General features: G+C 72.2%; 19 protein-coding genes. 10 read left to right on the top strand and 9 right to left on the bottom strand.

Translation table 11 applies throughout. The annotated features are described in order from the left end of the window. The first annotated feature begins 68 nt into the window (after positions 1–68). Entirely contained in the window at positions 69–1,676 is a 1,608-nt protein-coding gene (locus FFT10_RS25755; protein WP_228027315.1) for an acyl CoA:acetate/3-ketoacid CoA transferase, read from the top strand. Here the strand turns inward: FFT10_RS25755 and FFT10_RS25750 are convergent. Further along, the gene (locus tag FFT10_RS25750; RefSeq protein ID WP_137735753.1) at positions 1,661–3,040 is read right to left on the bottom strand and encodes an LLM class flavin-dependent oxidoreductase; all 1,380 of its coding nucleotides are present in this window, start codon (positions 3,038–3,040) and stop codon (positions 1,661–1,663) included. The two genes, FFT10_RS25755 and FFT10_RS25750, sit on opposite strands and share 16 nt — an antisense overlap. A 155-nt stretch (positions 3,041–3,195) precedes the next feature. On the opposite strand from FFT10_RS25750, the gene FFT10_RS25745 reads away from it, so the two are divergent. The 7 genes from FFT10_RS25745 to FFT10_RS25715 all read left to right on the top strand — a co-directional run bounded on the left by FFT10_RS25745 (position 3,196) and on the right by FFT10_RS25715 (position 9,865). Next, positions 3,196–4,107: a GntR family transcriptional regulator gene (locus FFT10_RS25745; protein ID WP_137735752.1), complete on the top strand. Its 912-nt coding sequence runs from the start codon at positions 3,196–3,198 to the stop codon at positions 4,105–4,107. A gap of 4 nt (positions 4,108–4,111) precedes the next feature. Continuing rightward, positions 4,112–4,909, top strand: coding sequence for a transporter substrate-binding domain-containing protein (locus tag FFT10_RS25740; RefSeq protein WP_137735751.1), 798 nt, complete (start codon positions 4,112–4,114; stop codon positions 4,907–4,909). Positions 4,910–4,941: 32 nt separating this feature from the next. After that, the gene (locus FFT10_RS25735) at positions 4,942–5,619 is read left to right on the top strand and encodes an amino acid ABC transporter permease (protein ID WP_137735750.1); all 678 of its coding nucleotides are present in this window, start codon (positions 4,942–4,944) and stop codon (positions 5,617–5,619) included. Between the two features lie 10 nt (positions 5,620–5,629). Further along, positions 5,630–6,280 (top strand): amino acid ABC transporter permease, encoded by a 651-nt coding sequence (locus tag FFT10_RS25730; RefSeq protein WP_137735749.1) that lies wholly within the window; start codon positions 5,630–5,632, stop codon positions 6,278–6,280. Further along, positions 6,270–7,010, top strand: a complete 741-nt coding sequence (locus tag FFT10_RS25725; RefSeq protein WP_137735748.1) for an amino acid ABC transporter ATP-binding protein — start codon at positions 6,270–6,272, stop codon at positions 7,008–7,010. Before FFT10_RS25730 ends, FFT10_RS25725 begins: the two co-directional genes overlap by 11 nt. A 140-nt stretch (positions 7,011–7,150) precedes the next feature. After that, positions 7,151–8,680: an AMP nucleosidase gene (locus tag FFT10_RS25720; protein WP_137735747.1), complete on the top strand. Its 1,530-nt coding sequence runs from the start codon at positions 7,151–7,153 to the stop codon at positions 8,678–8,680. A gap of 21 nt (positions 8,681–8,701) precedes the next feature. Beyond that, complete coding sequence (locus tag FFT10_RS25715; RefSeq protein WP_228027314.1) at positions 8,702–9,865, top strand: GGDEF domain-containing protein; 1,164 nt, start codon at positions 8,702–8,704, stop codon at positions 9,863–9,865. A gap of 9 nt (positions 9,866–9,874) precedes the next feature. Here FFT10_RS25715 and FFT10_RS25710 read toward each other — a convergent pair whose 3' ends face one another. Both FFT10_RS25710 and FFT10_RS25705 read right to left on the bottom strand, forming a co-directional pair. Then, positions 9,875–11,518, bottom strand: a complete 1,644-nt coding sequence (locus FFT10_RS25710; protein WP_137735746.1) for a phosphoethanolamine transferase — start codon at positions 11,516–11,518, stop codon at positions 9,875–9,877. Next, positions 11,515–12,285: a phosphatase PAP2 family protein gene (locus FFT10_RS25705; RefSeq protein ID WP_162520928.1), complete on the bottom strand. Its 771-nt coding sequence runs from the start codon at positions 12,283–12,285 to the stop codon at positions 11,515–11,517. Before FFT10_RS25705 ends, FFT10_RS25710 begins: the two co-directional genes overlap by 4 nt. An 87-nt stretch (positions 12,286–12,372) precedes the next feature. Between FFT10_RS25705 and FFT10_RS25700 the strand changes: the two genes are divergently transcribed. Further along, complete coding sequence (locus tag FFT10_RS25700) at positions 12,373–13,053, top strand: response regulator transcription factor (RefSeq protein WP_137735744.1); 681 nt, start codon at positions 12,373–12,375, stop codon at positions 13,051–13,053. Beyond that, a complete protein-coding gene (locus tag FFT10_RS25695) occupies positions 13,050–14,420 on the top strand; it encodes a histidine kinase dimerization/phospho-acceptor domain-containing protein (RefSeq protein WP_137735743.1) in 1,371 nt (456 codons plus the stop codon). Before FFT10_RS25700 ends, FFT10_RS25695 begins: the two co-directional genes overlap by 4 nt. Before the next feature lie 82 nt (positions 14,421–14,502). Here FFT10_RS25695 and FFT10_RS25690 read toward each other — a convergent pair whose 3' ends face one another. The 6 genes from FFT10_RS25690 to FFT10_RS25665 all read right to left on the bottom strand — a co-directional run. Beyond that, positions 14,503–15,918: an efflux transporter outer membrane subunit gene (locus tag FFT10_RS25690; protein ID WP_228027313.1), complete on the bottom strand. Its 1,416-nt coding sequence runs from the start codon at positions 15,916–15,918 to the stop codon at positions 14,503–14,505. Continuing rightward, on the bottom strand, positions 15,915–19,106 hold the full coding sequence (locus FFT10_RS25685) for an efflux RND transporter permease subunit (RefSeq protein WP_137735742.1): 3,192 nt from the start codon (positions 19,104–19,106) through the stop codon (positions 15,915–15,917). Before FFT10_RS25685 ends, FFT10_RS25690 begins: the two co-directional genes overlap by 4 nt. A gap of 15 nt (positions 19,107–19,121) precedes the next feature. Further along, on the bottom strand, positions 19,122–20,405 hold the full coding sequence (locus tag FFT10_RS25680; protein WP_137735741.1) for an efflux RND transporter periplasmic adaptor subunit: 1,284 nt from the start codon (positions 20,403–20,405) through the stop codon (positions 19,122–19,124). A 120-nt stretch (positions 20,406–20,525) separates the two neighbouring features. Further along, complete coding sequence (locus tag FFT10_RS25675) at positions 20,526–23,636, bottom strand: efflux RND transporter permease subunit (RefSeq protein WP_137735740.1); 3,111 nt, start codon at positions 23,634–23,636, stop codon at positions 20,526–20,528. A 35-nt stretch (positions 23,637–23,671) separates the two neighbouring features. Beyond that, the gene (locus FFT10_RS25670; protein WP_137735739.1) at positions 23,672–24,790 is read right to left on the bottom strand and encodes an efflux RND transporter periplasmic adaptor subunit; all 1,119 of its coding nucleotides are present in this window, start codon (positions 24,788–24,790) and stop codon (positions 23,672–23,674) included. Between the two features lie 21 nt (positions 24,791–24,811). After that, a partial coding sequence (locus tag FFT10_RS25665; protein ID WP_137735738.1) for a TolC family protein occupies positions 24,812–25,995 on the bottom strand: 1,184 nt, incomplete at its 5' end.

The raw sequence follows: 25,995 nt of genomic DNA, 5'->3' as shown, positions 1-25,995 counted from the left end.
AGCCCTGGCCCCTGCGTGACTGACGGCGGGCCGTGCGCACCTAGCATGCGATCAGCCTGGAGATGCCCTTGCCCGCCCCTGCCGACCGCACCGCCCTGACCCCCGCCGCCGCTGCCGCGCTGATCCCCGACGGCGCCACCGTGGCCTGCGCCGGCTTCGTCGGCGTGGGCCATGCCGAGGCGGTGAGCCGGGCGGTGGAGGCGCGCTTCCTGGCCAGCGGCCACCCGCGTGACCTGACGCTGGTGTACGCCGCCGGCCAGGGCGACCGCGCCACCCGCGGCGTCAACCACTACGGCCATGCCGGGCTGCTGAAGCGGGTGATCGGCGGGCACTGGATCTCGGCGCCGATGCTGGGCGACCTGGTGCAGGCCGACGCCATCGAGGCCTGGAACCTGCCGCAGGGCGTGATCAGCCACCTCTACCGCGCCATTGCCGGCGGCAAGTCCGGTGTGGTGACCCGCATCGGCCTGCACACCTTCGTCGACCCCCGGCAGGACGGCGGCCGGCTGACACCGCGCACCGCGCAGTCGGCCATCGAGCCAAGGGTGCAGCGGGTGGAGCTGGGCGGGCAGGAGCAGCTGTTCTACCCCAGCCTGCCGATCGACGTGGCGCTGATCCGCGCCACCACGGCCGATGCGCTGGGCAACCTGGCGTGCGAGCAGGAGCCCTTCCACCACGACCTGCTGGCCATTGCCCAGGCGGCGCACAACTCGGGCGGCATCGTGATCGCGCAGGTCAAGCGCATCGTGCCGGCGGGCACGCTGCCGGCCTCTGCCGTGCGGGTGCCGGGCATCCTGGTCGACCACCTGGTGATCGCCGACGACCCGCAGGACCACCAGATGACCTTCGGCGCCGACTACGACGCCCACTTCGCCGCCGCACCGGCCGGCCGGCCGCCGCGCCAGACCGGCGCACCGCTGCCGCTGGACGTGCGCAAGATCATCCAGCGCCGGGCGCTGCTGATGCTGGGCGCGGTGCCGCCACGGCCCGGTGCCAGCCGGCCGGTGGTGAACCTGGGCGTGGGCATGCCCGCCGGCATGGGCGCGGTGGCGGATGAGGAAGGCGTGGGCGGCTTCGTGCTGACGGTGGAATCGGGCCCGGTGGGCGGCACGCCGGCCGACGGCCCGGCCTTCGGCGCGGCGCTGTGGCCCGAGGCCATCACCACCCATGCCGAGATGTTCGACTTCTACGATGGCGGCGGGCTGGACATCAGCTTCCTGGGCCTGGCCGAGTTCACGCCCGAAGGGCATGTCAACGTCAGCCGCTTCGGCAGCAAGGTCTCGGGCGTGGGCGGCTTCATCAACATCACCCAGAGCACGCCGCGGGTGGTGTTCATGGGCGCGCTGGTGGCCGACGGCCTGCAGATCGCCACCGGCGACGGCAGGCTGACCATCCTGCAGGAAGGCCGGGTGCCCAAGCTGGTGCCCACGGTGCAGCACCTGAGCTTCCACGGCCCCTACGTGGCCAGTCTGGGCCGGCAGATCAGCTACATCACCGAGCGCGCGGTGTTCGAACTGCGCGGCGGCCGGCTGGTGCTGACCGAGATCGCCCCCGGGCTGGACCTGCAGCGCGACGTGCTGGCGGTGCTGGGCGCGCCGGTGGTGGTGGCGGACGATCTCAAGACCATGGACGCCCGCATCTTCACCGACGCCCCCATGTTTCAGCCGGCCGGCTGAGCCGGCACCATCGCCGGGTGGCTGGCGGGGTGTGTGGAAGGAAGCCGGTCACCGCGGCCGAACAGCTTGTCGCGCAGCGTGCCGGGGCGGTGCGCCGTCTTGAAGGCGCCGCGTGATTGCAGCTCGGGCACCACCAGGCGGCCGAAGTCGACGAAGCATTCCGGCGCCACGGTGCGGCTCAGGTTGAAGCCATCGACGCCGGTCTGTTCGGTCCAGCGGATCAGTTCCTCGGCCACCTGACCGGCGGCACCCACGATCGGCGGCTGGCGGCTGCCCAGCACCATCTGCTCCAGCAGCTTGCGCTTGGTCCATTGCGGGCCCTGGCTGCGGTTGATGGCGGCCACGTTGCTGGTGATGGCATTGCTGGCCGAGGCATCGACCGGCTCGTCCAGGTCGAAGCGGGCCAGGTCCACCCCGAGCGAGGCGGCGGCATGCACCAGCGCGGCCTCGCTGCTGACGTGCTGCCGGTACCCGTCGAACTTGTCTTGCGCCTCGGCGGCGGTGGCGCCTGTGACCACAGTCGCCCCCAAAAAGAACTTGATGTCGTCAGGCTGCCGGCCGGCGGCCACCGCCAGCGCGCGGATGTCGTCGACGATGGCCTTGACGCCGGCCACGCTCTGGCCGTTGAGGAACACGCACTCCGCATGCTGGGCCGCAAACCGCCGCCCGCGCGGCGACGAGCCGGCCTGGTAGAGCACCGGCGTGCGCTGCGGTGACGGCGCGCAGAGGTGCATCGCATCCACCGTGTACTGCTTGCCGTGGTGGTGCACCTGGCGCACCTTGCCGGGGTCGGCATACACGCCGCTGGCCTTGTCGGCCACCACCGCGTCATCGGCCCAGCTGTGCTGCCACAGCTGGTAGACCAGCTGCATGTACTCGTCGGCCAGGTCGTAGCGGTCGTCATGCGCCATCTGCTGGTTCAGGCCGTTGGCGCGGGCGGCGCTGTCCAGGTAGCCGGTGACGATGTTCCAGCCGACGCGGCCGCCGGTCAGGTGGTCCAGCGTCGACATGCGGCGGGCGAAGAGATACGGCGCCTCATAGACCAGGTTGGCGGTGACGCCGAAGCCCAGGTGCTGCGTGGCCGCAGCCATCGCCGGGATCAGCAGCATCGGATCGTTCACCGGCACCTGCACGCCGCCGCGCAGCGCCGCATCGGCATTGCCGCCGTAGACGTCGTAGACGCCCACCACATCGGCCAGGAAGATGCCGTCGAACAGCGCCGCCTCCAGCGTGCGCGCCAGCTCCATCCAGTAGGCCAGGGTGTTGTAGCGGGTGGACTGGTCACGCGGGTGCGTCCACAGGCCTTGCTGGATGTGGCCGACACAGTGCATGTCGAAGGCATTGAGCAGGATCTCGCGGGGCATGGGCAGGGCAGGCGGTGGTTTGGAAGGGATCGACGTTATCCCGAATGGCGGGGCCCTGCCCTTGGCACCATGCTTGCATACAAGCAACGTGAACATCACTGGCATGCACCAACAACCAGCACACCACCCGCTCCCCATGCACCAGGACACCACCGATGGCACCCAGACAGGGCACTGAGCCACGCAGCAAGGCCCGCGCCAGCGCGCTGGCCGTGCCAGCGGCCGCCCCGGCGGGCCGCGCCGTCGCCGGGGCCGACGAGCCCGCCAGCGGCGAGGGCAACCGCCCCGGCGTGATCGCCGACCGCATCGTCGACGCCATCCTCGCCGGCCGGCTGGCGCCGGGCCAGCGCCTGGGCGAGCAGGCCCTGGCCGACCTGTTCGGCTGCAGCCGCACCCTGGTGCGCGAGGCGATGGCGCGGCTGTCGGCGCGCGGCATGGTGGAGGTGAATGCCCGCCGTGGCTGGTTCGTGGTGCAGCCCAGCCTGGACGAGGCGCGCGAGGCCTTCGGTGCCCGCCAGGCGCTGGAGACCGGCCTGCTGCACGGCCTGAACGGGCCGCTGCCCAAGGCTGCCATCCGCCAGCTCAAGGCCCATGTGGCACGCGAGCAGGCCGCCATCGCCGCCGACGACCCGGCCGAGCGCAGCTGGCTGCTGGGCGACTTCCATGTCTGCCTGGCCGAGTGCGCCGGCAACGGCCTGCTGGCCGACATCGTGAAGGACCTGACCGCCCGCACCACGCTGATCGCCACGCTGTACCAGAGCACCCATGCGGCCGGCGAGAGCTGTGCCGAGCATGCGCAGATCGTCGCCGCGCTGGAGGCGGGCGACCAGGCACGTGCCATCGCCCTGCTGCGCCAGCACATCGGCAGCGTGGCCGAGCACCTGGGCCAGACCACCGCCGCCGACGACCCGCTGGCCCCGCTGCGGGCGGCGCTGTCGCCGCTGCGCTCGCAACCCGCCGCTGGCGGCGCCACGCCCCCGGCCACCAGCCGCCGCCCGGCGCGCAAGCGCCTGTTCACCGACCTGATCCCCGACCCCACCAACCCCCGCAAGACCAAGGAGCGCTGACACCATGACCCGCCGCACCACCCTGTCCAAGCTGGCCGCCCTGGCCACCCTCGCCACCACCGCCCTGCTGCCCCTGGCCGCCCACGCCGATGCGCTGGACGACATCCTGGCCAAGAAGCAGATCAACATCGCCGTGCCCACCGACTTCCCGCCCTACGGCTTTGTCGGCACCGATCTCAAGCCCCAGGGCCTGGACGTCGACATGGCCAACTACATCGGCGCCAAGCTGGGCGTGAAGGTGGAACTGGTGCCGGTGACCAGCGCCAACCGCATCCCCTACCTGCAGACCAAGAAGGCCGATCTGGTGATCAGCACGCTGGGCAAGAACCCCGAGCGCGCCGCGGTGATCGACTTCACCGCCGCCTACTCGCCGTTCTTCCAGGCGGTGTTCGCGCCCAAGGGCACGGCCATCAAGACCGCGGCCGACCTGGCGGGCAAGACGGTGGCGGTGACCCGCGGCGCCATCGAGGACATGGAGCTGACCAAGATCGCCCCGGCCAGCGCCGACATCAAGCGCTTCGAGGACAACAACACCACCGTCTCGGCCTTCGTCTCGGGCCAGGTGCAGGCGATCGCCACCGGCGCCTCGGTGGCCGGCAACATGATGGCGCGCAACCCGCAGCTGGGCGCCGAGTACAAGTTCGTGCTCAAGGATTCGCCCAACTTCATCGGCGTGGGCAAGGGCGAGGACAAGCTGCGCCTGAAGGTCAACGAGATCATCGCCGGCGCCAAGGCCAGCGGCGACATCGACAAGATGGCGCAGAAGTGGCTGGGCCGGCCGGCTGGCACGCTGCCCGAGTGACGCACCGCTGAACCGATGAAGGGCGCCCCGCCATGATCCAACTCGACTTCCTGGCCGTGCTGGCCCAGTGGCCGGCGCTGCTCAAGGGTGCCGCCTTCACCGTGGCGCTCAGCGCCACGGCAGCGGTGCTGGGCGTGGGCCTCGGCGTGGCCTGCGGCTGGGCGCGCAGCCAGGGCCCAAGGGGGCTGGCCGCCATCGTCTCGGCCTACGTCGAGCTGGTGCGCAACACGCCCTTCATCGTGCAGCTGTTCTTCATCTTCTTCGGCCTGCCCAGCCTGGGGCTCAAGCTCAGCCCCGAGGTGGCCAGCATCATCGCGATGGTGGTCAACCTGGGTGCGTATGCGGCCGAGATCGTGCGCGCGGGCATCGACAACACGCCGCGTGGCCAGATCGAGGCGGCGCGCAGTCTGGCGCTGACCGAGCTGCAGGTCTTCACCCGCGTGGTGCTGCCACCGGCGCTGGGCCGGGTGTGGCCGGCGCTGACCAGCCAGATCGTCATCGTGATGCTGGGCTCGGCGGTGTGCGGCCAGATCTCGGCCCAGGAGCTGAGTTACGCGGCCAACCTGATCCAGAGCCGCAACTTCCGCGCCTTCGAGGCCTACATCATCGCCACCGGCATCTACCTGCTGCTGTCGGTGGCCTTCCGCCAGGCGCTGAACTGGCTGGGGCCGAAGTTCATCTTCGGGCGCCTGCCCAACGCTGGCAGATAAGGGGGCCACGGTGGTCGACTTCACCCTCTGGGACATCTTCCGCAACCTGCTGCTGGCCGCGCGCTGGACGGTGGGCCTGTCGCTGATCGCCTTCGTCGGCGGCGGCATCGTCGGCCTGGCGCTGCTGCTGGCGCGGCTGGCCAACCTGCCCGGCGCGCAGCGCGGCGTGGCCGCGTATGTGCAGCTGTTCCAGGGCACGCCGCTGCTGATGCAGCTGTTCCTGGCCTACTTCGGGCTGGCGCTGGTCGGGCTGAACGTGTCGGCCTGGGTGGCGGCCAGCCTGGCGCTGACGCTCTACACCAGTGCCTTCCTCACCGAAATCTGGCGCGGCTGCGTCAACGCCATTCCCAAGGGCCAGTGGGAGGCCGCCGACAGCCTGGCGCTGAGCTTCGGCGAGAAGATGCGCCATGTGGTGGGCCCGCAGGCCCTGCGCATCGCCGTGCCGCCCACCGTGGGCTTCCTGGTGCAGGTGATCAAGGGCACGGCCCTGGCCTCGGTGATCGGCTTCATCGAGCTGACCAAGGCCGGCACCATGATCACCAACGCCACCTTCAAACCGTTCACCGTCTACGCCTGCGTGGCGCTGATGTACTTTGCGCTGTGCTGGCCGGTGTCGGCCGCCAGCCGCCGCCTGGAGAGGAGCTTCAAGAATGGCCGCTGACACGATCGTCAACATTTCGGCGCTGCGCAAGAGCTTCGGCGCCAACGAGGTGCTCAAGGGCATCGACATGCAGGTGCAGCGCGGCGAGGTGATCGCCATCATCGGCAAGAGCGGCTCGGGCAAGAGCACGCTGCTGCGCTGCATCAACGGGCTGGAGGTGTTCCAGCAGGGCAGCCTGCTAGTCGACGGCCTGCCGCTCAAGCATGGCGACGCCAAGGCCATGCGCGCGCTGCGCCAGCATGTGGGCATGATCTTCCAGAACTTCAACCTGTTCCCCCACCTCACCGTGGGCCGCAACGTGATGCTGGCGCCCACGCTGGTGAAGCAGACCGATGCCACCGCCGCGGCGGCGCAGGCGAAGAAGCTGCTGGACCGCGTGGGTCTGGCCGAGAAGTTCGACGCCTGGCCGGATCAGCTGTCGGGCGGCCAGCAGCAGCGGGTGGCCATCGCCCGCGCGCTGGCGATGGAGCCCAGCGTGATGCTGTGCGACGAGATCACGTCGGCCCTGGATCCCGAACTGGTGGGCGAAGTGCTGCGGGTGGTGGAGACGCTGGCCGAGGAAGGCATGACGCTGCTGATGGTGACCCACGAGATGAACTTCGCCCGCAAGGTGGCCGACCGGGTGGTGTTCATGCACGCCGGGCGCATCCACGAGATGGGGCCGCCGAACGAGTTGTTCGCCAATCCGCAGACGGCGGAATTGAAGCAGTTCCTGTCGGCACTGCATTGAGGGCAGGTTCGGGCTCGTTGCGGACGTTTGGTTCTGCGCGGTCGCGCCGGGCCGGGAGTGCCTGCTTTGCTCCATGTCCGCTACGAGCCCACAGCCGCCCCCGTGTTGGCAACCGTCACGCCGCTCCGCGACAATCAGCCATGACAACGCCGACAACCCTCATCGTCACCCAGAGCTTCACCGACGCTGAAGCCGCCCTCGCGCACGCAGCCACCATCTACAGCTCGGGCATCAACCACCTGCGGCAGAGTTTGCAGGACTTCGTGGCCGGGGCACCGGTCACCGGCCGCATCCGCGCCTGCTATCCGTTCGTGCGGGTGCGCACCGACACGGTGGCCCGGGCCGACAGCCGGCTGAGCTACGGCTTCGTCGCCGGCCCCGGCGTCTACGAGACCACCCTCACCCGGCCCGACCTGTTCGCCAACTACTTCCGCGAGCAGTTCCACCTGCTGCTGAAGAACCACGGCGGGCCGTTGGAAGTGGGCATGAGCAAGCAGCCCATCCCCATCCACTTCAGCTTCGCCCAGCACGACCATGTCGAAGGCACGATGAGCGCCGAACGCCGCGCGCTGATGCGCGATGTCTTCGACCTGCCCGACCTGGCCGCCATGGACGACGGCATCGCCAACGGCACCTTCGAGCCCGGCCCGCGGGATCCGCAGCCGCTGGCGCTGTTCACCGCGCCGCGGGTCGACTACTCGCTGCAGCGCCTGCGCCACTACACCGGCACCGCGCCCGAGCACTTCCAGAACTTCGTGCTCTTCACCAACTACCAGTTCTACATCGACGAGTTCGTGCGCCTCGGCCACGAGATGATGGCCAAGGCCCCGGGCGAAGGCGGCCTGCTGGGCAACTGGCCTAAGCATGCCAGCGAGAGCGACGACTACATCGCCTTCGTCGAGCCGGGCAACGTGGTCACCCGCCGCGCCGGCCAGACGGTGCAGCCCGAGGACGCCCTGGGCGCCGCGCCGCCGCGGCTGCCGCAGATGCCGGCCTACCACCTGGTGCGGCCGGACAACTCCGGCATCACCATGGTCAACATCGGCGTCGGCCCGGCGAACGCCAAGAACATCTCCGACCACATCGCCGTGCTGCGCCCGCATGCCTGGCTGATGCTGGGCCACTGCGCCGGCCTGCGCAACACCCAGCAGCTGGGCGACTATGTGCTGGCCCACGCCTATGTGCGCGAGGACCATGTGCTCGATGAAGAGCTGCCGCTGTGGGTGCCGATCCCCGCGCTGGCCGAGGTGCAGATGGCACTGGAGCGGGCGGTGGCCGATGTCACCCAGCTCGACGGCTACGAGCTGAAGAAGATCCTGCGCACCGGCACCGTGGCCAGCACCGACAACCGCAACTGGGAGCTGCTGCCGCACCCGGGCCCGGAGCGCCGCTTCAGCCAGAGCCGTGCCGTGGCGCTAGACATGGAAAGCGCCACGCTGGCGGCCAACGGCTTCCGCTTCCGCGTGCCCTACGGCACGCTGCTGTGCGTCTCCGACAAGCCGCTGCACGGCGAGATCAAGCTGCCCGGCATGGCCAATGCCTTCTACCGCGAGCGGGTCGACCAGCACCTGCGCATCGGCATGCGCGCCATCGAGCTGCTGCGCCGCCAGCGGCTGGATCAACTGCACAGCCGCAAGCTCCGCAGCTTTGCCGAGGTGGCCTTCCAGTGACCGCCGCCCGCCGCTGAGCCTGTGTCTGCCTGGTCTGCCGCGATGACGCTGGACGCGCAGACGCTGATCGTGGTGCTGCTGATGAACATGGCCACGCTGTCGGTGGCCGTGCCGGCCATCATGGGCCGGCAGCTCAGCCGGGCCGCCCGCTGCGCCCAGGCCTCGCTGGTGCTGCAGACCGCGGGCTGGGGCTGCCTGGCCCTGTCGCGCGACGGCACGCCCTGGGATCCGGTGCTGTCGGTGCTGTCGATGGTCGGGCTGGCGACCGGCACGGCCATGCTGTGGGAATCGGTGCAAGGCTGGCTGGGGCCGCGGCGCGGCCGCCGCGGGGTCTGGATGCTGGCGGTGGCCATGCCGCTGGGCTATGCCGTCAGCTGGAGCAGCTACCCGCTGCGGGTGGGCTGGTCCAACGCCGGGCTGGCGCTGCAGCTGCTGCTGGTCTGCGCCCTGCTGGTGCGGCCCACGCCGCACCACGGCCGCGGCTGGCGCTGGCTGATGGCCATCAGCCTGGGCGCACTCGCGGCAGTGAGCCTGTGGCGGGGTGCCATGGGCGCGTTCTTCACCGAGGCCTATCCCAGCTTCCGCACGCCGCACCCGGCGATGCTGACTTTCGGGCTGGTGGCCAACCTGGCCGTGCCGCTGAATGCCGTGGGCCTGCTGGTGGCCTGGCGCGAGGAGGCCGAACGCGCCCTGCGCCAGCTCGCCCGCACCGACAGCCTGACCGGCCTGCTCAACCGCCGCGCGCTGGACGACGAGGCCGGCGCGCTGATCGCCCTGGCGCGCCGGCATGGCGATCCGCTGAGCCTGCTGTTGCTGGACATCGACCGCTTCAAGGCCATCAACGACCGCCACGGCCATGCCGCCGGCGACCGCGCCCTGTGCCTGCTGGCCGGCACCCTGCAGGCGGCCCTGCGGCGCGGCGACCTGGCCGGCCGCTGGGGTGGCGAGGAGTTCTGCGTGCTGCTGCCGCGCACCGCACCGGCCGATGCCATGGCCTTTGATGCGCGGCTGCGCGCCACGCTGCGGGCCCAGGCGCTGGCCGAGCTCGGCTTCCCGCTGGACTTCAGCACCGGGCTGGCCCACCTGCAAGCGGCCGACACCACCCTGCAGCCGCTGGTGCAGCGGGCCGATGCCGCGCTGTATGCCGCCAAGGATGCCGGCCGCGGCCAGTTGCGTGCAGCCTGATCGCCGGGTTCAGCGCCCGCGGCAGGCGGCGTAGGCGTCCAGCCGCGGCTGGTAGACGCTGGTCAGCACATCCAGCAGGCCCAGCACCGAATGGAAGTAGTGGTCGTGCGAGATGGCGGCATCGGCGCGACCGGCCAGGCAGGCGGCATCCAGCTTCTGGCGCTGGGCGAAGCCGGGGCTCAGCCAAGTGATCCAGGGCACCTGCTTCTGCACATCCGGCGCGATGGCATAAGGCAGGCCGTGCAGGTAGAGGTTGTTCTCGCCCAGCGATTCACCATGGTCGGAGACATAGACCATCGCCGTGTCGTGGCTGGCCTGGTGCTGCTGCAGCCAGCCGATGGCCTGGGCCAGGAACTGGTCGGTGTAGGCGATGGTGTTGTCGTAGGCGTTGAGCAGCTGCTCGCGGCTGCAGTCCTGCAGGTTGATGGTGCTGCACTCGGGCAGGAAGCGCTTGAACGCCGGCGGCACCCGCTTGAAGTAGGCCGGGCCGTGGCTGCCCATCTGGTGCATCACCAGCAGCACACCCTTGTCGCGCTGCGCGGCAGGCAGCGCGGCGATGCGGGCATCCAGGCCGTCCAGCATGATCGGATCCCAGCATTCGCCGTCGCTGCACAGCGTGGGGTGCTTCAGGTTGCCGGTCTCCACATTCGGCACGCGGGCGCACACGCCCTTGCAGCCGGCCTGGTTGTCCAGCCACAGCACGGCCAGGCCGGCGCGCTGGGCCACGTCCAGCAGGTTCTCGTGGTTGGCCTGGCGGCTGGCGAAGTCCTCGCGGCCCAGGTGCGAGAACATGCAGGGCACCGAGGCGGCGGTGTTGGTGCCGCAGCTCCAGGCATTGCGCCAGCTGACCACCGGAAGTTGGGACAGCGCCGGGTTGGTCGGCCGGCCATAGCCGTTGAGCGCGAAGTTGCCGGCGCGCGCCGTCTCGCCCAGCACCAGCAGCAGCAGCGGCGGCTTGGCACCCGGGGCATGGCTGGGGCCCAGCCGGGCATCGGTGCCCAGCGGCAGCAGCACGCGGTCGTTGCGGCGCAGCGGCTCGCTGGCCACCATGCCCAGGGCGTACACGCTGTTCAGCGGGTTGAGCAGGTAGCGCAGCTGCTTGTGGTTGCGCATCGTCGACGACAGCGGCTGGAAGCTGGCCAGCACCGCCGCCACCACCAGGGCCAGGCCAACCAGGGCCGCGCCGAGGTTGTGTCCCAGCTGGCGCCCCCACGGCGCGGGCTGCACCGGCGTGCGCCACACCAGCCAGGCAGGCAGCAGGCCGCCCAGCACCAGGGTGGCCACCATGCGCAGGCTCAGCAGGTCGGCCGCCTCGCCGGGGTTGGTCTGCAGCACGTTCACCAGCATGGTCTGGTCGATGACGATGCGGTAGGCCAGCATGTAGTGCGCACCCGCCGCCGCCGCCAGCAGCAGGAAGATGGCCACCGGCTTGAGCGTGAAGCGCCAGGCCAGCAGGCTTTGCAGCGCCACCAGGGCGCCGAACACCGCCACCGCCAGCGCCGCCGCCAGGCCCCAGCCCTTGGCCGACTGCAGCAGGCCCAGCTCGGCCAGCGCCTGCCACAGCGGCCAGTTGCCCAGCGTGGCCATGGCCGCGCTGGTGGCCAGCACCAGGCGCAGCGGGCCGCGCCCGCCGTCCACAGGCTGCGCGCTCATGCGGCCGCCACAGTGCCAGGGGTGGCACGGTCGAAACGGCGGCAGGCGGTGTCCAGCGCCCAGCCCAGGCACCAGCACAGCCAGCCGCTCCACAGCGTGTGGCTCATGAAGTGCGCACCACGCCACTGCTGCGACAGGCCCAGCAGCAGGCCGGCGGCCAGCGCGGCCAGCAGCCAGCGCCGCGCCAGCACGGGTGCCACCGGCCGGAAGACGAAGTAGCCACCCACGAAGGCGAAGCCGGCGCTGGCATGGCCGGCCGGGAAGCAGCCGCCGCGTCCGCCCGCCGGTGCGGCCCACCACAGCCAGTGCGACACCGGCTCGACGACGCCACCGTAGGCCACCAGGTTCCACGGGCAGGCGGCGGGGTTGACCGACTTCAGCAGCGACACCACCGCCACCGACAACAGCACGCCGCCGGCCAGCTGCAGGCGGCGCGCCAGCGTCAGCTGGCGCAGCGGGCCGCGCGGCCACCACACGCCCAGGCACAGCGCCAGCGCCAGGGCCCAGGCCACCAGGCGGCCGAGGCTGTGCACCCCGTTGTCGAGCAGCCAGTGGTTGCGCAGCGGAAAGCCGGCGGCCGTGCCGGCCAGGTCGGCCAGCCAGCGGTCGCCGCCGGCGGCTTCCCAGGCCAGGAAGGCCAGGGCCGTGCACAGCATGGCCAGCGCCCACTGGCGTGGCAGTGGGGTGGGGATGGGGATGGTGGCCGCTGGGGCCAGGGACGAGGGAACGGAGGGCAGCGCCACGGCAGGCAGGGAGTCGAACAGCATGGACAGGGCGAGAGGATGGACACGGGCGCTTAAGCCCAGATTAAGCCGCGCAGGATGCCAGCCGGATCGGCCCGCACAATCCGGGGCATGCGCGTGCTGGTGCTGGAAGACGACAGCCGGATTGCCGACGGCCTGGTGGCCCACCTGGGCCGCCAGGGCCATGCGGTGGACACCGCCGCCAGCCTGGCGGCGGGCTGGGCGGCGCTGTGCGCCGAGCCCTTCGACCTGCTGCTGCTGGACCTGGGCCTGCCCGACGGCGACGGCAGCCGCCTGCTCGGCCGGCTGCGCGCGACCCCGGCCGGCGGCCTGCCCGACCCCCACACCCCGGTGCTGGTGATGACCGCCCGCGACGAGGTGGCCAGCCGCATCGGTGCACTCGACCTGGGTGCCGACGACTACGTCACCAAGCCCTTCGACCCCGACGAGCTGGCCGCCCGCATGCGCGCCCTGCGCCGCCGTGCCGCCGGCCGTGGCCAGCCGCTGCTGCAGCATGGCGACCTGCTCGTGGACCCGGCCGCCCGCACGGTGCAGCGCGCCGGCCTGCCGGTGGCGCTGTCGGGCCGCGAATTCGCGGTGCTGCTGCTGCTGCTGGAGGCGCGGCCGCGGGTGCTGTCGCGGGCGCAGATCGAGGCCGGCCTCTACAGCTGGGACGGCGCGCTGGAGAGCAACGCCATCGAGGTGCATGTGCACCACCTGCGCAAGAAGCTGGGCGACGGCCTGATCCGCACGCTGCGCGGCGTGGGTTACTGCATCGGCGAGGCGCCGTGAAGCCGGCGACCACGCTGTTCAGCCACCTGCTGGCCTGGTGCCTGGGCGCACTGGGGCTGCTGTGGTTGAGCTTCGTGGCCACGGGCTACCAGGCCGGACGGCACGAGACCGACGAGCTGGTCGATGGCCAGCTGGCCAGCGTGGCTGCGCTGATGGCGCTGGATGTGCGCTGGCTGCCGGCCACGCCGCAACCGCCCACCGCCGCGGTGGAGCTGCCGGCGCTGCATGAATACCAGCAGGCCATCAGCCTGGTGGTGTGGGATGCCGACGGCCGCGTGCTGGCCCAGCATGGCGGCGCGCCGCTGCCGCCCTTCGGCCGCGGCGAGGGCTTCGAGACCCTGCAGCTGGGCACGCCGCCGCAGGCCTGGCGCAGCTTCGCGCGCTGGTCGGTGGACGGGCCGGCGCGGCGGGTGATGGTGCTGGTCAACGAAGCCGAACGCACCGAGCTGGGCTGGGACATCGCCAGCCAGGTGGCCGCGCCCGGCCTGTGGCTGCTGCCGGCGCTGGCCCTGGGGCTGGGCCTGGCGCTGCGGCGTGGCCTGCGGCCGCTGCAGGACCTGTCGGACGACGTGCGGACGCTGCGTGTCGACGACGGGCCCGGGCAGGGTCTGCGCAGCCCGCACCCGGCGGCCGAGTTCGGTGCCATGGTGCGGGCCATCAACACCCTGGTGCAGCGCTACCACGCCGCGCTGGCGCGTGAGCGCGAGCTGGCCAGTGAGCTGGCGCACGAGCTGCGCACGCCGCTGTCGGCCCTGGTGCTGCAGGCCCGCGCACTGCGCGACGCGCCAGACACCGCCACGCCGGCAGCGCTGGCCCGGCTGGAACAGGACGCGATGCGCGCCGGCCAGGTGCTGGGCGAGCTGCTGACCCTGGCCCGCGCCAGCCGCACCGCCCTGGTGGACGCCGCCGCGCCGGTGGACCTGGTCGCGCTGGCGCGGCAGGTGCTGGCCGAGCGCGCCGAGGCGGCGCTGGCCGGCGGCCATGACCTGGCCCTGGTGGGCGAGGTGCCCTTCACCGTGCAGGGCCATGCCCTGCTGCTGGGCCTGGCGCTGGGCAACCTGGTGGACAACGCGCTGGTGCACTCGGCCGGGCCCACGCTCGTGGAGCTGCGGCTGGAGGCCGCCGACGGCCTGGTGCTGGTGTGCAACGGCCCGCTGCCGGGCGCAGCGCCGGCCCAGGCCGCCGCCACCACCAGCACCGCGCTGGGCCTGGGCCTGGGCCACCGGGTGGTGGCCAAGGTGGCGGCCATCCATGGGGCCGCCTTTGCCGAGCAGCCGCCACCGCCCGGTTTCAGCCACTGCTATGCGCTGCAGTTCGTGCGGGCCGTCGACGGCACCGACCTGCAGGCCGGCCCGGTCGACCGCTGAGCCCGCGCACGGATCGCCGACAGGCGATACGTGGCTGGCGAAGGCTCTGCCCGCATGCCTGCGGGCAAGCTCTTGAACGGCCTCAGCCCGCCAGCGCCTTGAACAACGCCACGCGGTTGTTCAGCTCGCCCAGCCGGGCCTGCAGCACCGCCTGCTCGGCGGCGAACAGGCTGCGCTGGGCCTCCAGCAGCTCCAGCGTGCTGGCCGCGCCCTGCTCGGCCCGCAATGTGGTCAGCCGCGCGGTCTCGCGGGCGGCGCTGCGCTGCAGCTCCAGCGCCTCGCGCTGGTTGCGCCAGGTGGCGCCGCCGGCCAGCGCATCGGCCGTCTCGCGGAACGCGGCCTGGATGGCGCGCTCGTACTGCGCCTGGGCGGCCACGCGGGCGGCCTGGGCGCTCTCCAGGTTGGCCTGGCGGCGGCCACCGTCGAAGACCGTCAGCGCCAGGTTGGCCGCCGCCGTGTAGGCGAAGTTGCCCCCCTGGAACAGGCCCGACAGCTGCGGCGAGACCTGACCGGCCTGGCCGGTGAGGCTGATGCTGGGCAGGAAGGCCGCACGGGCCGCGGCGATGTTGGCATCGGCCGCGCGCAGCGCCGATTCGGCCTGCATCACGTCGGGCCGGCGCAGCAGCACCGCCGACGACAGGCCGGCCGGCACCTCGGCCAACCAGGCATCACCGGCCAGCGCCGTGCCGGCGGCCGCCGGCGCTGCCTGCACCGGGCCGCCCAGCAGCAGCGCCAGGGCGTTGGTGTCCTGCGCCTGCTGGCGCTCCAGCTGGGCCAGCGTGGCCCGCGCCTGGGCCACCAGGCCCAGCTGGGCCTGCAGCTCCAGCTGGCTGGCGGCACCGGCCGATTCCCGCAGCTGCACCAGCTTCAGCGTCTGCTCGCGGCTGGCCAGGGTCTGGCGGGCCAGGGCCAGCAGCTCGTCGTCGGCCTGCAGTGCCAGGCTGGCCTGCAGCACCGCGGCCACCACGCTGAGCTCGGTGGCGCGCTGGGCCTGGCTGGTGGCCAGCCACTGGGCGAATGCGGCCTCGCTGAGGTTGGCCAGGCGGCCGAACAGGTCGAGCTCCCAACTGGCCAGCTGCACGCCGGCCGTCAGGGTGTTGGCCTGCTCACCCTTGCTGTCGGGCGACCGGCTGGCATTCAGGCCGGCACCCACCGTGGGCAGGCGGTTGGCGTCGGTGGCGCTGAGCTGGGCGCGGGCGCGCTGCACGTTGGCCGCGGCCACCCGCAGATCGCGGTTGTGGGCCAGCGCCTGGGTCACCCAGCCGCGCAAGCGGGGCGAGGTGACCACCTGCTCCCAGGGCAGGGCGGGCGCCACGTCGGCAGCGCCGGCGGCGGCCGGCAGGCGGGTGGGCACGGCGGCCTGGGCCAGGGCCTGGTCGGCCGGCGGGGCCTTCCAGTCGGGGGCGGTGGCGCAGCCGGCCAGCAGCAGGCCGGCGGCCAGGGCGGCCGGCCAGCGCGCCAGGCGCGGGCGTGGGGAGGACATCAGGGCGCGGCTCATGCCGGGTCTCCGGGGTTGGCGGGGTTGGCGGGCACGCGCGAGGGCACGTGCGGCACCGGCAGCGGGGCGGTGATCGGGGTGCCGTGCGGCGCGCCGCCCGAGGCCGGGAACAGCCGGCGCACCACCACGAAGAACACCGGCACCAGGAACACCGCCAGCAGGGTGGCGGTGATCATGCCGCCCATCACGCCGGTGCCGATGGCGCGCTGGCTGTTGGCGCCGGCGCCGGTGGAGATGGCCAGCGGCAGCACGCCCAGGATGAAGGCCAGCGAGGTCATCACGATCGGCCGGAAGCGCAGGTGGCAGGCCATCAGCGTGGCCTCGATCAGGCTCTTGCCCTCGGCCTGCAGGTCCTTGGCGAACTCGATGATCAGGATCGCGTTCTTCGCCGACAGGCCGATCACCGTGATCAGGCCGACCTTGAAGTACACGTCGTTGGGCATGTCGCGCAGCCACACGCCGCCCAGCGCACCCAGCACGCCCAGCGGCACCACCAGCATCACCGCCACCGGAATGGCCCAGCTCTCGTACAGCGCAGCCAGGCACAGGAACACCGCCAGCATCGAGAAGGCCAGCAGGATGGTGGCCTGCGAGCCCGACAGCTTCTCCTCCCGGCTCTGGCCGGTCCATTCGAAGCCGAAGCCCGGCGGCAGCTGCCTGGCCAGCCGCTCCATCTCGTCCATCGCCTCGCCGGTGCTGCGGCCGGGCGCGGCATCGCCGGCCAGGCGCATGGCCGGGTAGCCGTTGTAGCGGGTGGTCTGCATCGAGCCGCTGATCCAGCGCGTGCTGGCAAAGGCCGACAGCGGCACCAGCTGGCCGCGGCTGTTGGCCACCTGCAGCTTCAGCAGGTCTTCCGGCACCATGCGCGCCGGCGCATCGGCCTGCACGATGACCCGCTGCAGCCGGCCGCGGCTGTTGAAGTCGTTGACATACGACGAGCCCAGCGCGGTGCTGAGCACCGCGTTGATGCTGTCGAAGCCCACGCCCTGGGCATAGGCCCGCTCGCGGTCGATGTCCAGCTGCAGCTGCGGTGCATCCTCCAGGCCGTCGGGGCGCACGCCCTGCAGCACCTTGCTCTGCCGGGCCATGCCCAGCAGCTGGTTGCGCGCGACCAGCAGCGCCTCGTGGCCGTTGCCGCCGCGGTCCTGCAGGCGGAAGTTGAAGCCGGTGGCGGTGCCCAGCTCGGGGATGGGCGGCGGGCTCAGCGGGAAGACGAAGGCATCGCGGATGCCCATGAAGGCGCCGAAGGCACGGCCGGCCAAGGCCTGCGCGGACTGGCCGGGGCCCTTGCGCTCGCTCCAGTCCTTCAGCGGCACGAACACCAGGCCGGCGTTCTGGCCCTGACCCGAGAAGCTGAAGCCGATCACCGCCACCACCTGGTCCACCTCGGGCTGCTTGGCGAAGAAGCCTTCGACCTGCTGCATCACCGCGGTGGTGCGTTCCACCGTTGCGCCGGGCGGCAGCTGCACGTTGACGATCAGGTAGCCCTGGTCTTCATTCGGCAGGAAGGACGAAGGCAGGCGCACATAGGCCCAGCCGACGATCGCCACGATGATGCCGAACACCAGCATCCAGCGGCCGGCCCGGGGCAGCATGCGCGCCACCTGGCCTTCGTAGCCATGGGTGGTGCGCTTGAAGCCGCGGTTGAACCAGCCGAAGAAGCCGCGCCGCTCGGCATGGCTGCTGATCGGCTTGAGGAAGGTGGCGCACAGCGCCGGCGTCAGCGTCAGCGCCAGGAAGGCGCTGAACAGGATGGCCGAGACCATGCTCAGCGAGAACTGCCGGTAGATGCTGCCCACCGCGCCGCCGAAGAAGGCCATCGGCACGAACACGCTGACCAGCACCACGGTGATGCCGATCACCGCGCCGGTGATCTGGCCCATGGCCTTGCGGGTGGCGTCGCGCGGGCTCAGGCCCTCCTCGGCCATCAGCCGCTCGACGTTCTCCACCACCACGATGGCGTCGTCGACCAGGATGCCGATGGCCAGCACCATGCCGAACAGCGTGAGCACGTTGATGCTGTAGCCCAGCGTGAGCAGCATGCCGAAGGTGCCCAGCAGGGCCACCGGCACCACGATGGTGGGGATCAGCGTGTAGCGCAGGTTCTGCAGGAAGACCAGCATCACCACGAACACCAGCGCCACCGCCTCCACCAGGGTCTCGATGACCTGCTGGATGGAAATGCGCACGAACTTGCTGCTGTCGTACGGCACCTTGTAGTCCACGCCCTGCGGGAAGTAGACCTTCAGCTCGGCCATGCGCTTCTTCACCGCGTCGGCGGTGGCCAGGGCATTGCCGGTGGGCGCCAGCTGCACGCCGATGCCGGCGCTGGGCTGGCCGTTCAGCCGCGAGAAGCTGCCGTAGCCCTGGGCACCCAGCTCGATGCGGGCGACATCGCGCAGGCGCACGCTGCTGCCGTCGGTGTTGGCGCGCAGCACGATGGCGCCGAACTGCTCGGCACTGGCCAGCTGGCCATTGACCACCACGGTGGCGCTCATCGGCTGGCCGGGCACGCCGGGCTGTTCACCCAGGGTGCCGGCCGAGACCTGGGCGTTCTGCGCCCGCACCGCGTTGTTGACGTCGGCCGGCTGCAGGCCGTAGGACACCAGCTTGGCCGGATCCAGCCAGATGCGCATGGCCCGCTCGGTGCCGAACAGCTGCGCCTGGCCGACGCCGGCGATGCGCTGCAGCTCGGGCTGGATGTAGCGGGCGGCATAGTCGCCCAGGCTCACCGGGTCATCCGCCGGGTTGCTGCTGGTCAGCGAGACGAAGAGCAGGAAGTTCGAGCGCGCCTTGTCGATGCGCACGCCCTGCTGCACCACCGCCGCCGGCAGCCGCGGCGTGGCGCGCGACAGCCGGTTCTGCACCTCGATCTGCGCCAGGTCGACATTGGTGCCGGGCTCGAAGGTGGCGGTGATGGCGCCGCCGCCGTTGGCCTGGGCCACCGACTCCATGTAGATCATGCCCGGCGCGCCATTGAGCTCCTGCTCGATGACCGACAGCACGCTGTCCTCCAGCACCTTGGCCGAGGCGCCGGGGTAGGCGGCGTTGATGACGATGGACGGCGGCGCGACCGTGGGGTACTGCGCCACCGGCAGCTTGGTGATGGCCGCGCCGCCCAGCACCGCGATGAACAGCGCGATGACCCAGGCGAAGATCGGCCGGTCGATGAAGAAACCCGAGAGCATGTGCGTGGCTCCCGGTCAGCGGCTGGCGGCCGTGGAGGCAGCCGGCGCGGCGGCAGCCGGTGCCGATGCACCTGAAGCCGCGCCTGCAGGCGCCGCGCCGGGCTTGCCCGGCGGCGACCACGGCACCGGATTGACCGGCGCGCCGGGCATCATCTTCTGCACGCCGTCGACGATGACGCGGTCGCCGGCGGCCAGGCCGCTGGTGATCACCCAATCGCTGCCCTGGCTGCCGGACACCTTGACCGGCCGCGGCGCGGGCTTGTTGTCGGCGCCCACCACCAGCACCGTGTCGCCGCTGGCGCCGCGGGTGACGGCCTGTTGCGGCAGCTTGATGGCCTGCGCGCTGGTGGCCTGCACGATGCGCACCTTGACGAACAGGCCCGGCAACAGCAGGCCCTGCGGGTTGGGCAGCTCGGCGCGCAGGCTCACCTGGCCGGTGGCGGCATCCACCGCCGGGTCACTGAACAGCAGCTTGCCGGGCAGCGGGTAGAGGCTGCCGTCGTCCAGCACCACCTGCACCTCGGCGGCGCGGCTGCCGGCGGCGCGCTGCAGCTGGCCGGCCTCCAGCGCCTTGCGCAGGCGCAGCACCTCGGCCGCGCTCTGAGTGAAGTTGACGTACAGCGTGCCGGTCTGCTGGATCAGCGCCATCTGCGTGGCATCGCCCTGGCCCACCAGGGCGCCTTCGGTCACCAGGGCGCGGCCGATGCGGCCGGCGATCGGCGCCTTGATGGCGGCGTAGTCGAGGTTGATGCGCGCGGTCTGCAGTGCGGCGCGGGCGGTGGCGGCATCGGCCTGGGCGGTCTTCAGCGTGGTCTGGGTCTGCAGCCATTCCTGGGCGCTGATGGCCTTGGCCTCGGCCAGCGGCTGGTTGCGCTGCACCTGGGCCTGGGCCTGGGCCACGGCGGCATCGGCACGGGCCACGGCCGCCTCGGCGCTGGCCACGGTGGCGCGGTAGGCCGCGTCGTCCAGCTGGTAGAGCGGCTGGCCGGCCTTGACCTCGCTGCCCTCGGTGAACAGCCGCTTGGCGACGATGCCGGGCACCCGGGCGCGCACCTGGGCGGTGCGCCAGGCTTCCAGGCGGCCGGGCAGCTCGGTGACCAGCGGCACCTCGGCCGGTTGCACCGTGACCACGCCCACGGTGGCCGGCGGCATGCCGCCACCGCCACCACCTCCGCCGCCCTTGGGCGCGTCAGCGCCGGGGCTGCAGGCGGCCAGCACGGCCAGCAGGACAAGCGCCAGCGGCAACGCCGCAGGCCGGCGGGCCGCACGCGTCGGCAGGAAGGGTTGGGGATGGCGCATGGTGTCGGGCATGGTGGAAATCGGACGGTCGGGCCGGCGCGGGGAGCACGCTCAGCCCAGGGTTTGGGTTGATGGTGGCACAGACCGGCTGACGGCCTGCTGCCAAGGGATGTCGGGCATTCAGCCCGCGGGTGGCGTGGCCTCCACCGGTGCCGGCGTGGCCGGCCGGCCGCGGCGCCACAGCCGGCCGGCCAGCTGCACCAGGTCATCGACATAGGTGAACACCACCGGGATGACCAGCAGGCTCAGCACCGTGCTGGTGATCAGGCCGCCGATCACCGCCACCGCCATCGGCTGGCGGAAGCTCGGGTCGGCGCCCCAGCCCAGGGCAATGGGCATCATGCCCGCCCCCATGGCGATGGTGGTCATCACGATCGGGCGGGCGCGCTTGTGGCAGGCGTCGAGCAGCGCGTCCCAGCGGTTCATGCCCTCGCGCCGGGCGATGATGGCGTAGTCGACCAGCAGGATGGAGTTCTTGGTGGCGATGCCCATCAGCATGATCAGCCCGATCAGCGACGGCATGCTGAAGGCGCTGTGGGTGATGAGCAAGGCCACGAAGGCGCCGCCCAGGCTCAGCGGCAGCGCCGCCAGGATGGTGGCCGGCTGCATGAAGCCCTTGAACAGCAGCACCAGCACGATGTAGATGCACAGCACGCCGGTCAGCATGGCCAGGCCGAAGCTGGCGAACAGCTCGTTCATCACCTCGGCATCGCCGATGGTGGTCTGGCGCACGCCGGCGGGCAGCTGCTGCAGGCTGGGCAGCTTCTGCACCGCCGCCGCCACGTCGCCCAGCGGCTGGCCGTTCAGCTCGATGTCGAAGTTGATGTTGCGCTGGCGGTCGTAGCGGTCGATCTGCGCCGGCCCGCTCTCCAGGCCCAGCGTGGCCACGTTGGCCAGCATCACCGGGCCGGCCTTGCCGGGCACGGTGAGCTGGCCCAGCAGGGCCAGGTCCTGCCGCGCGTCGTCGCGCAGCTTCACCACGATGGGCACCTGGCGCTGGGCCAGGTTCAGCTTGGGCAGGCTGCTGTCGAAATCGCCGCTGGTGGCGATGCGCAGCGTGTCGGCGATGGCGGCGGTGGTGACGCCGGCATCGGCGGCACGCGCCGTGTCGGGCCGCAGCACCAGCTCGGGCCGGACCAGGCTGGCGCTGCTGGCGATGTTGCCCAGGCCGGGGATGCTGCGCAGGTCGCGTTCCACCGCGCGGGCGGCCTCGGCCAGCGCGGCGCCGTCGTCGCCCGACAGCACCAGCACATAGGCCTCGCCCGAGCCGCCCAGGCCCACCTTGACCCGCGCGCCGGGCAGCTGCTGCATGGCCTGGCGCAGCTCGCCCTCGATGGTCTGCTTGCGCAGGCCGGGGCGGTCGGCGCGTGCCGTCAGGTTGATGGTGAGCGTGGCCTTGCGCACCTCACCACCGCCACCGCCGCCGGCGAACGGATCGGCGCCCGACATGCCGCCGCCGATGGCGGTGTAGACCTGCTTGACATGCGGGTTGGCGCTGACCAGGGCCCGCGCCCGCTCGGCCGCGGCGCGGGTGTCGTCGAAGGTGCTGCCCGGCGGCAGCTCGATGCTGACCTGGGTCTGGCCGAAATCGTCGGCCGGGATGAAGCCGGTGGGCAGCAGCGGCACCAGCAGGATGGAGCCGACGAAGAAGGCCGCCGCCGCCAGCGCGGTGAGGATGCGGTGCTTCAGGCACCAGGCCACGCTGGCCATGTAGCCACGCATGATGCGGCCATCGGGCACATGGCGCTTGTCGGCCGGGATGGGCTTGAGCAGGTAGGCCGCCATCATCGGCGTCAGCACCCGCGCCACCACCAGCGAGGCGAACACCGCCAGCGCTGCCGTCCAGCCGAACTGCTTGAAGAACTTGCCCGGAATGCCGCTCATGAAGGCGGTGGGCAGGAACACCGCGATCAGCGTGAAGGTGGTGGCGATCACCGCCAGGCCGATCTCGTCGGCCGCCTCCATCGCCGCCTGGTACGGGCTCTTGCCCATGCGCAGGTGGCGCACGATGTTCTCGATCTCGACGATGGCGTCGTCCACCAGGATGCCCACCACCAGCGACAGGCTCAGCAGCGTGACCACGTTGATCGAGAAGCCCAGCCACCACATGCCGATGAAGGCCGGGATCACCGACAGCGGCAGCGCCACCGCGGCCACGAAGGTGGCGCGCCAGTCGCGCAGGAAGAACCACACCACCACCACCGCCAGGAAGGCGCCTTCGTACAGCAGCACCAGCGAGCCGTCGTAGTTGTCGACCACCGGGTCGACCATGTTGAAGGCCTGGGTGATGGTCAGGTCGGGATGGGCAGCGCGCACCTCGGCCAGCACGCGGGTCACCTCGGCATCCACCTCCAGCTCGCTGGCGCCGCGGCTGCGGGTGATCTCGAAGCCCACCACCGGCTGGCCATTGAGCAGGGCGGCGCTGCGCCGCTCGGCCACGGTGTCGGTGACGGTGGCCACCTGGTCCAGCCGCACATGGCGGCCGTCGGGCAGCGGGATGGCCAGCCGGCCCAGCTGCTCGGCCGACTGCACCGTGGCGATGGTGCGCACCGCCTGCTCAGCGCGGCCGAGATCACTGCGGCCGCCCGACGCATCCTGCTGCACCTGGCGCAGCTGGCGCGAGACATCGGCCGCGGTGGCGCCCAGGGCCAGCAGGCGCGCCGGGTCCAGCGCCACCTGCACCTCGCGGCTGACGCCGCCCACCCGCGCCACCGAGCCCACGCCGTTGACGCTGAGCAGGGCCTTGGTGATGTCGTTGTCGACGAACCAGCTTAAGCCCTCGTCGTCCATCCGCGGCGAGGCTACGGTGTAGGTGAGGATGGGCGTGCCCGACAGGTTGACGCGGGTGATCTGCGGATCGCGCAGGTCGCCGGGCAGGTCGGCACGGATGCGGTTGACCGCATCGCGCACATCGTCCACCGCCTCCTGGGTGGGCTTCTCCAGACGGAACTCGACGGTGGTGGTGCTGCTGCCGTCGGTGATCTTGCTGTAGATGTGCTTGACGCCCTGCACCGAGGCCACGGCGTTCTCGATCTTGCGCGCCACCTCGGTCTCCAGCTGGGCCGGCGCGGCGCCGGGCAGGCTGGCGCTGACCGTCACCGTCGGCAGGTCCAGGTCGGGGAAGTTCTGCACCTTCATCGCGCGGAAGGCCATCAGGCCGGCCAGCGTGAGCAGCACGAACAGCATCAGGGCCGGGATCGGGTTGCGGATCGACCAGGCGGAGACATTCATGGCGGGGGCCTCGGGTGCGGGGCGGACGGGGCCGGTCAGCGGCTGGCGGCGCGGGCGGGCGCGGCCGGCGGGGCATCGGCCACCACGCGCACCGTGTCGCCGTCGCTCAGGAAGGCGGCGCCGCGCGCCACCACGCGGGCGTCGGCCGGCAGGCCCTGCACGGCCACGCGGTCGGCATCGCGCGAGAGCACCTGCACCTTGGTCTGCTGCACCCGGTTGTCGCTGCCCACCCGCATCACCACGCTGAAGCCGTCGCGCAGCAGCACCGCGCTGGCCGGCAGGGTGAGCGCAGGCGCGGCGTCGAAGACGAAGCTGCCGCGGGCGAACATGCCGGCGCGGGCATCACTGTCAGGGCCGGGCTTCAGGTCGACATAGACCAGGCCGTTGCGGGTGGCGGCATCCACCGTGGGCGCCACCTGGCGCACCGTGCCGGCCACGGTGCGGCCTGCGGGCGTGGTCAGCGTGGCGGCCTGGCCGGGGCGCACCCGGGCCAGGTCGGCCGACGGCAGCTCGGCCCGCCATTCCAGCCGGCCGCCGCGGATCAGTCGGAACAGCTCCTGGCCGCTGCCGACCACCGCGCCCACGGTGGCACTGCGGGCGCTGACGATGCCGTCGTCCGGCGCCAGCACCTGCGTCTGCTTCAGCCGCAGCTGCTGCGACTGCACGGCCGCACGCTGGGCCGCCAGCCGCGCCTTGGCGGTGAGGGCGGCGGTGGCGTACTGCTGGATCTGGCTGGCGCTGAGTGCGCCGCTGTCCTGCAGGCTGGCGGCGCGCTCGGCATTGGCGGCGGCCTCGGCCAGCGTGGCCTCGGCCTCGGCCAGCGCGGCCTGGGCCTGGGCCAGGTCGGCACGGACAGTCTCATCCGCCAGCGTCGCCAGCACCTGGCCGCGGCGCACCCGCTGGCCCACGTCGGCAGTCACCGTGGCCAGGCGCAGGCCGGCGGCTTCGGCGCCGACCAGGGCCTCCTGCCAGGCGGCGATGTTGCCGTTGGCCTGCAGCAGCACCGGCACCCGGGCCATGGTGGGGCTGGTGACGGTGACGGTGAGTGCGGCCTTGGCCGGCGCCGAGGCGGCCGGAGCCTGGGCCCGGGCCGGTGCGGCCAGGCTGGCGGCCAGCGCCAGCAGGCCGGCAACAAACAGGGTGGGTGCGGACATGGTCAGGTCTTTCACGGCATCTCAGCGGCCGTTGGCGGCCAGCGGCGGCGCGGCGTCGGCAGGCGTCCAGCCGCCGCCGAGGGCGCGGTACAGGGCGATCCAGGCGGCCACCTGCTCGCGGTCGGTGTCGGTCTGCTGCAGGCGGGCCTGCAGCAGGTTGCGGCGGGCGTCCTCCAGCTCCAGCCGGCTGGCCAGGCCGGCGCGCTGGCGCTGCTCGGTGGCCATCAGCGCCTGAGCGAAGCCGGCCACCGCGGCCTGGGCATCGGCGCGGCGGCGGTCGCCGTCGCGCAGGCGCAGCAGGGCGTCCTCCACCTCGCGCAGCGCGTTGCGCAGCTGGGCCTGGTAGGCCACCTGGGCGGCGTCGTAAGCCACCCGGGCCGCGGTGGTGCTGGCCTGGCGGGCGCCGCCATCGATCAGCGGCAGCGTCACCTCCAGCGGGCCGATCGACCAGACGCTGCCGTTGCTCGACACACCGGCACTGCGGGCCAGGCCCAGACCCAGGTTGCCGCTCAAGGCCACCCGCGGGCGCTGGGCGGCGCGGCGCTCGTCGACATCGGCGGCGGCGGCCTCCAGCGCCAGCGCGCTGCTGCGCAGATCGGGCCGCTGCGCCAGGGCCTGGGCCGGCACCGCCACCACGGCCAGCTGGGCCGGCTGCGGCAGGCGCGCGCTGCGCGGGGACAGTTGTTGGCGAAGTTCGTCAGGGGCCAGCGCGGTCAGCGCCTGCAGGCCCTGCAGTTGCTGGTCGCACTGCACCTGGCGGGCACTGGCCGCCAGCGCCGCCTGCGCGGCCGTGGCCTGGGCCAGGGCGGCATTGGCCGGGCTCTCGAAACCGGCGCGCTGGACGATGGCCGACAGCCGCGCCGATTCGGCCCGCGAGCGGGCTTCGTCGCCGGCCACCTGGGCCAGCTGCTCGCAGGCGCGCAGCGCCAGCAATTGGTCGGCCACCTCGGCGGCCAGGGAGACGCGTGCCGCATGCCAGTCGGCCTGGGCGCCGCCCAGCCGGGCCTCGCTGGCCTGGCGCGCCGCGCGCAGGCCGCCGAACAGGTCCAGCTCCCAGCTCGCCTGCAGGCCGGCGCTGGCACTGGTGGCCGGCGGCATGTCGGCAGCCTGCCGGCCGCGGCTGCCCGCCAGCTGGCCCTGCACCTGCGGCCCGGCCACCCGGCCGGCCGCGGCGGTGCGCACCGCCTCGGCCTGGGCGATGCGGG

It is taken from the genome of Pseudaquabacterium pictum (genome assembly GCF_005403045.1).
GTDB lineage: Bacteria > Pseudomonadota > Gammaproteobacteria > Burkholderiales > Burkholderiaceae_C > Pseudaquabacterium > Pseudaquabacterium pictum.
This window is presented reverse-complemented; position numbering and strand designations above follow the sequence as displayed.

Bases quoted from the DNA above. Each gene is read 5' to 3' on its own strand.
- FFT10_RS25750 (WP_137735753.1), bottom strand. From the start codon at position 3,040: ATGCCCCGCGAGATCCTGCTCAATGCCTTCGACATGCACTGTGTCGGC.
- FFT10_RS25745 (WP_137735752.1), top strand. From the start codon at position 3,196: ATGGCACCCAGACAGGGCACTGAGCCACGCAGCAAGGCCCGCGCCAGC.
- FFT10_RS25740 (WP_137735751.1), top strand. From the start codon at position 4,112: ATGACCCGCCGCACCACCCTGTCCAAGCTGGCCGCCCTGGCCACCCTC.
- FFT10_RS25735 (WP_137735750.1), top strand. From the start codon at position 4,942: ATGATCCAACTCGACTTCCTGGCCGTGCTGGCCCAGTGGCCGGCGCTG.
- FFT10_RS25725 (WP_137735748.1), top strand. From the start codon at position 6,270: ATGGCCGCTGACACGATCGTCAACATTTCGGCGCTGCGCAAGAGCTTC.
- FFT10_RS25720 (WP_137735747.1), top strand. From the start codon at position 7,151: ATGACAACGCCGACAACCCTCATCGTCACCCAGAGCTTCACCGACGCT.
- FFT10_RS25710 (WP_137735746.1), bottom strand. From the start codon at position 11,518: ATGAGCGCGCAGCCTGTGGACGGCGGGCGCGGCCCGCTGCGCCTGGTG.
- FFT10_RS25705 (WP_162520928.1), bottom strand. From the start codon at position 12,285: ATGCTGTTCGACTCCCTGCCTGCCGTGGCGCTGCCCTCCGTTCCCTCG.
- FFT10_RS25700 (WP_137735744.1), top strand. From the start codon at position 12,373: ATGCGCGTGCTGGTGCTGGAAGACGACAGCCGGATTGCCGACGGCCTG.
- FFT10_RS25690 (WP_228027313.1), bottom strand. From the start codon at position 15,918: ATGAGCCGCGCCCTGATGTCCTCCCCACGCCCGCGCCTGGCGCGCTGG.
- FFT10_RS25685 (WP_137735742.1), bottom strand. From the start codon at position 19,106: ATGCTCTCGGGTTTCTTCATCGACCGGCCGATCTTCGCCTGGGTCATC.
- FFT10_RS25680 (WP_137735741.1), bottom strand. From the start codon at position 20,405: ATGCGCCATCCCCAACCCTTCCTGCCGACGCGTGCGGCCCGCCGGCCT.
- FFT10_RS25675 (WP_137735740.1), bottom strand. From the start codon at position 23,636: ATGAATGTCTCCGCCTGGTCGATCCGCAACCCGATCCCGGCCCTGATG.
- FFT10_RS25670 (WP_137735739.1), bottom strand. From the start codon at position 24,790: ATGTCCGCACCCACCCTGTTTGTTGCCGGCCTGCTGGCGCTGGCCGCC.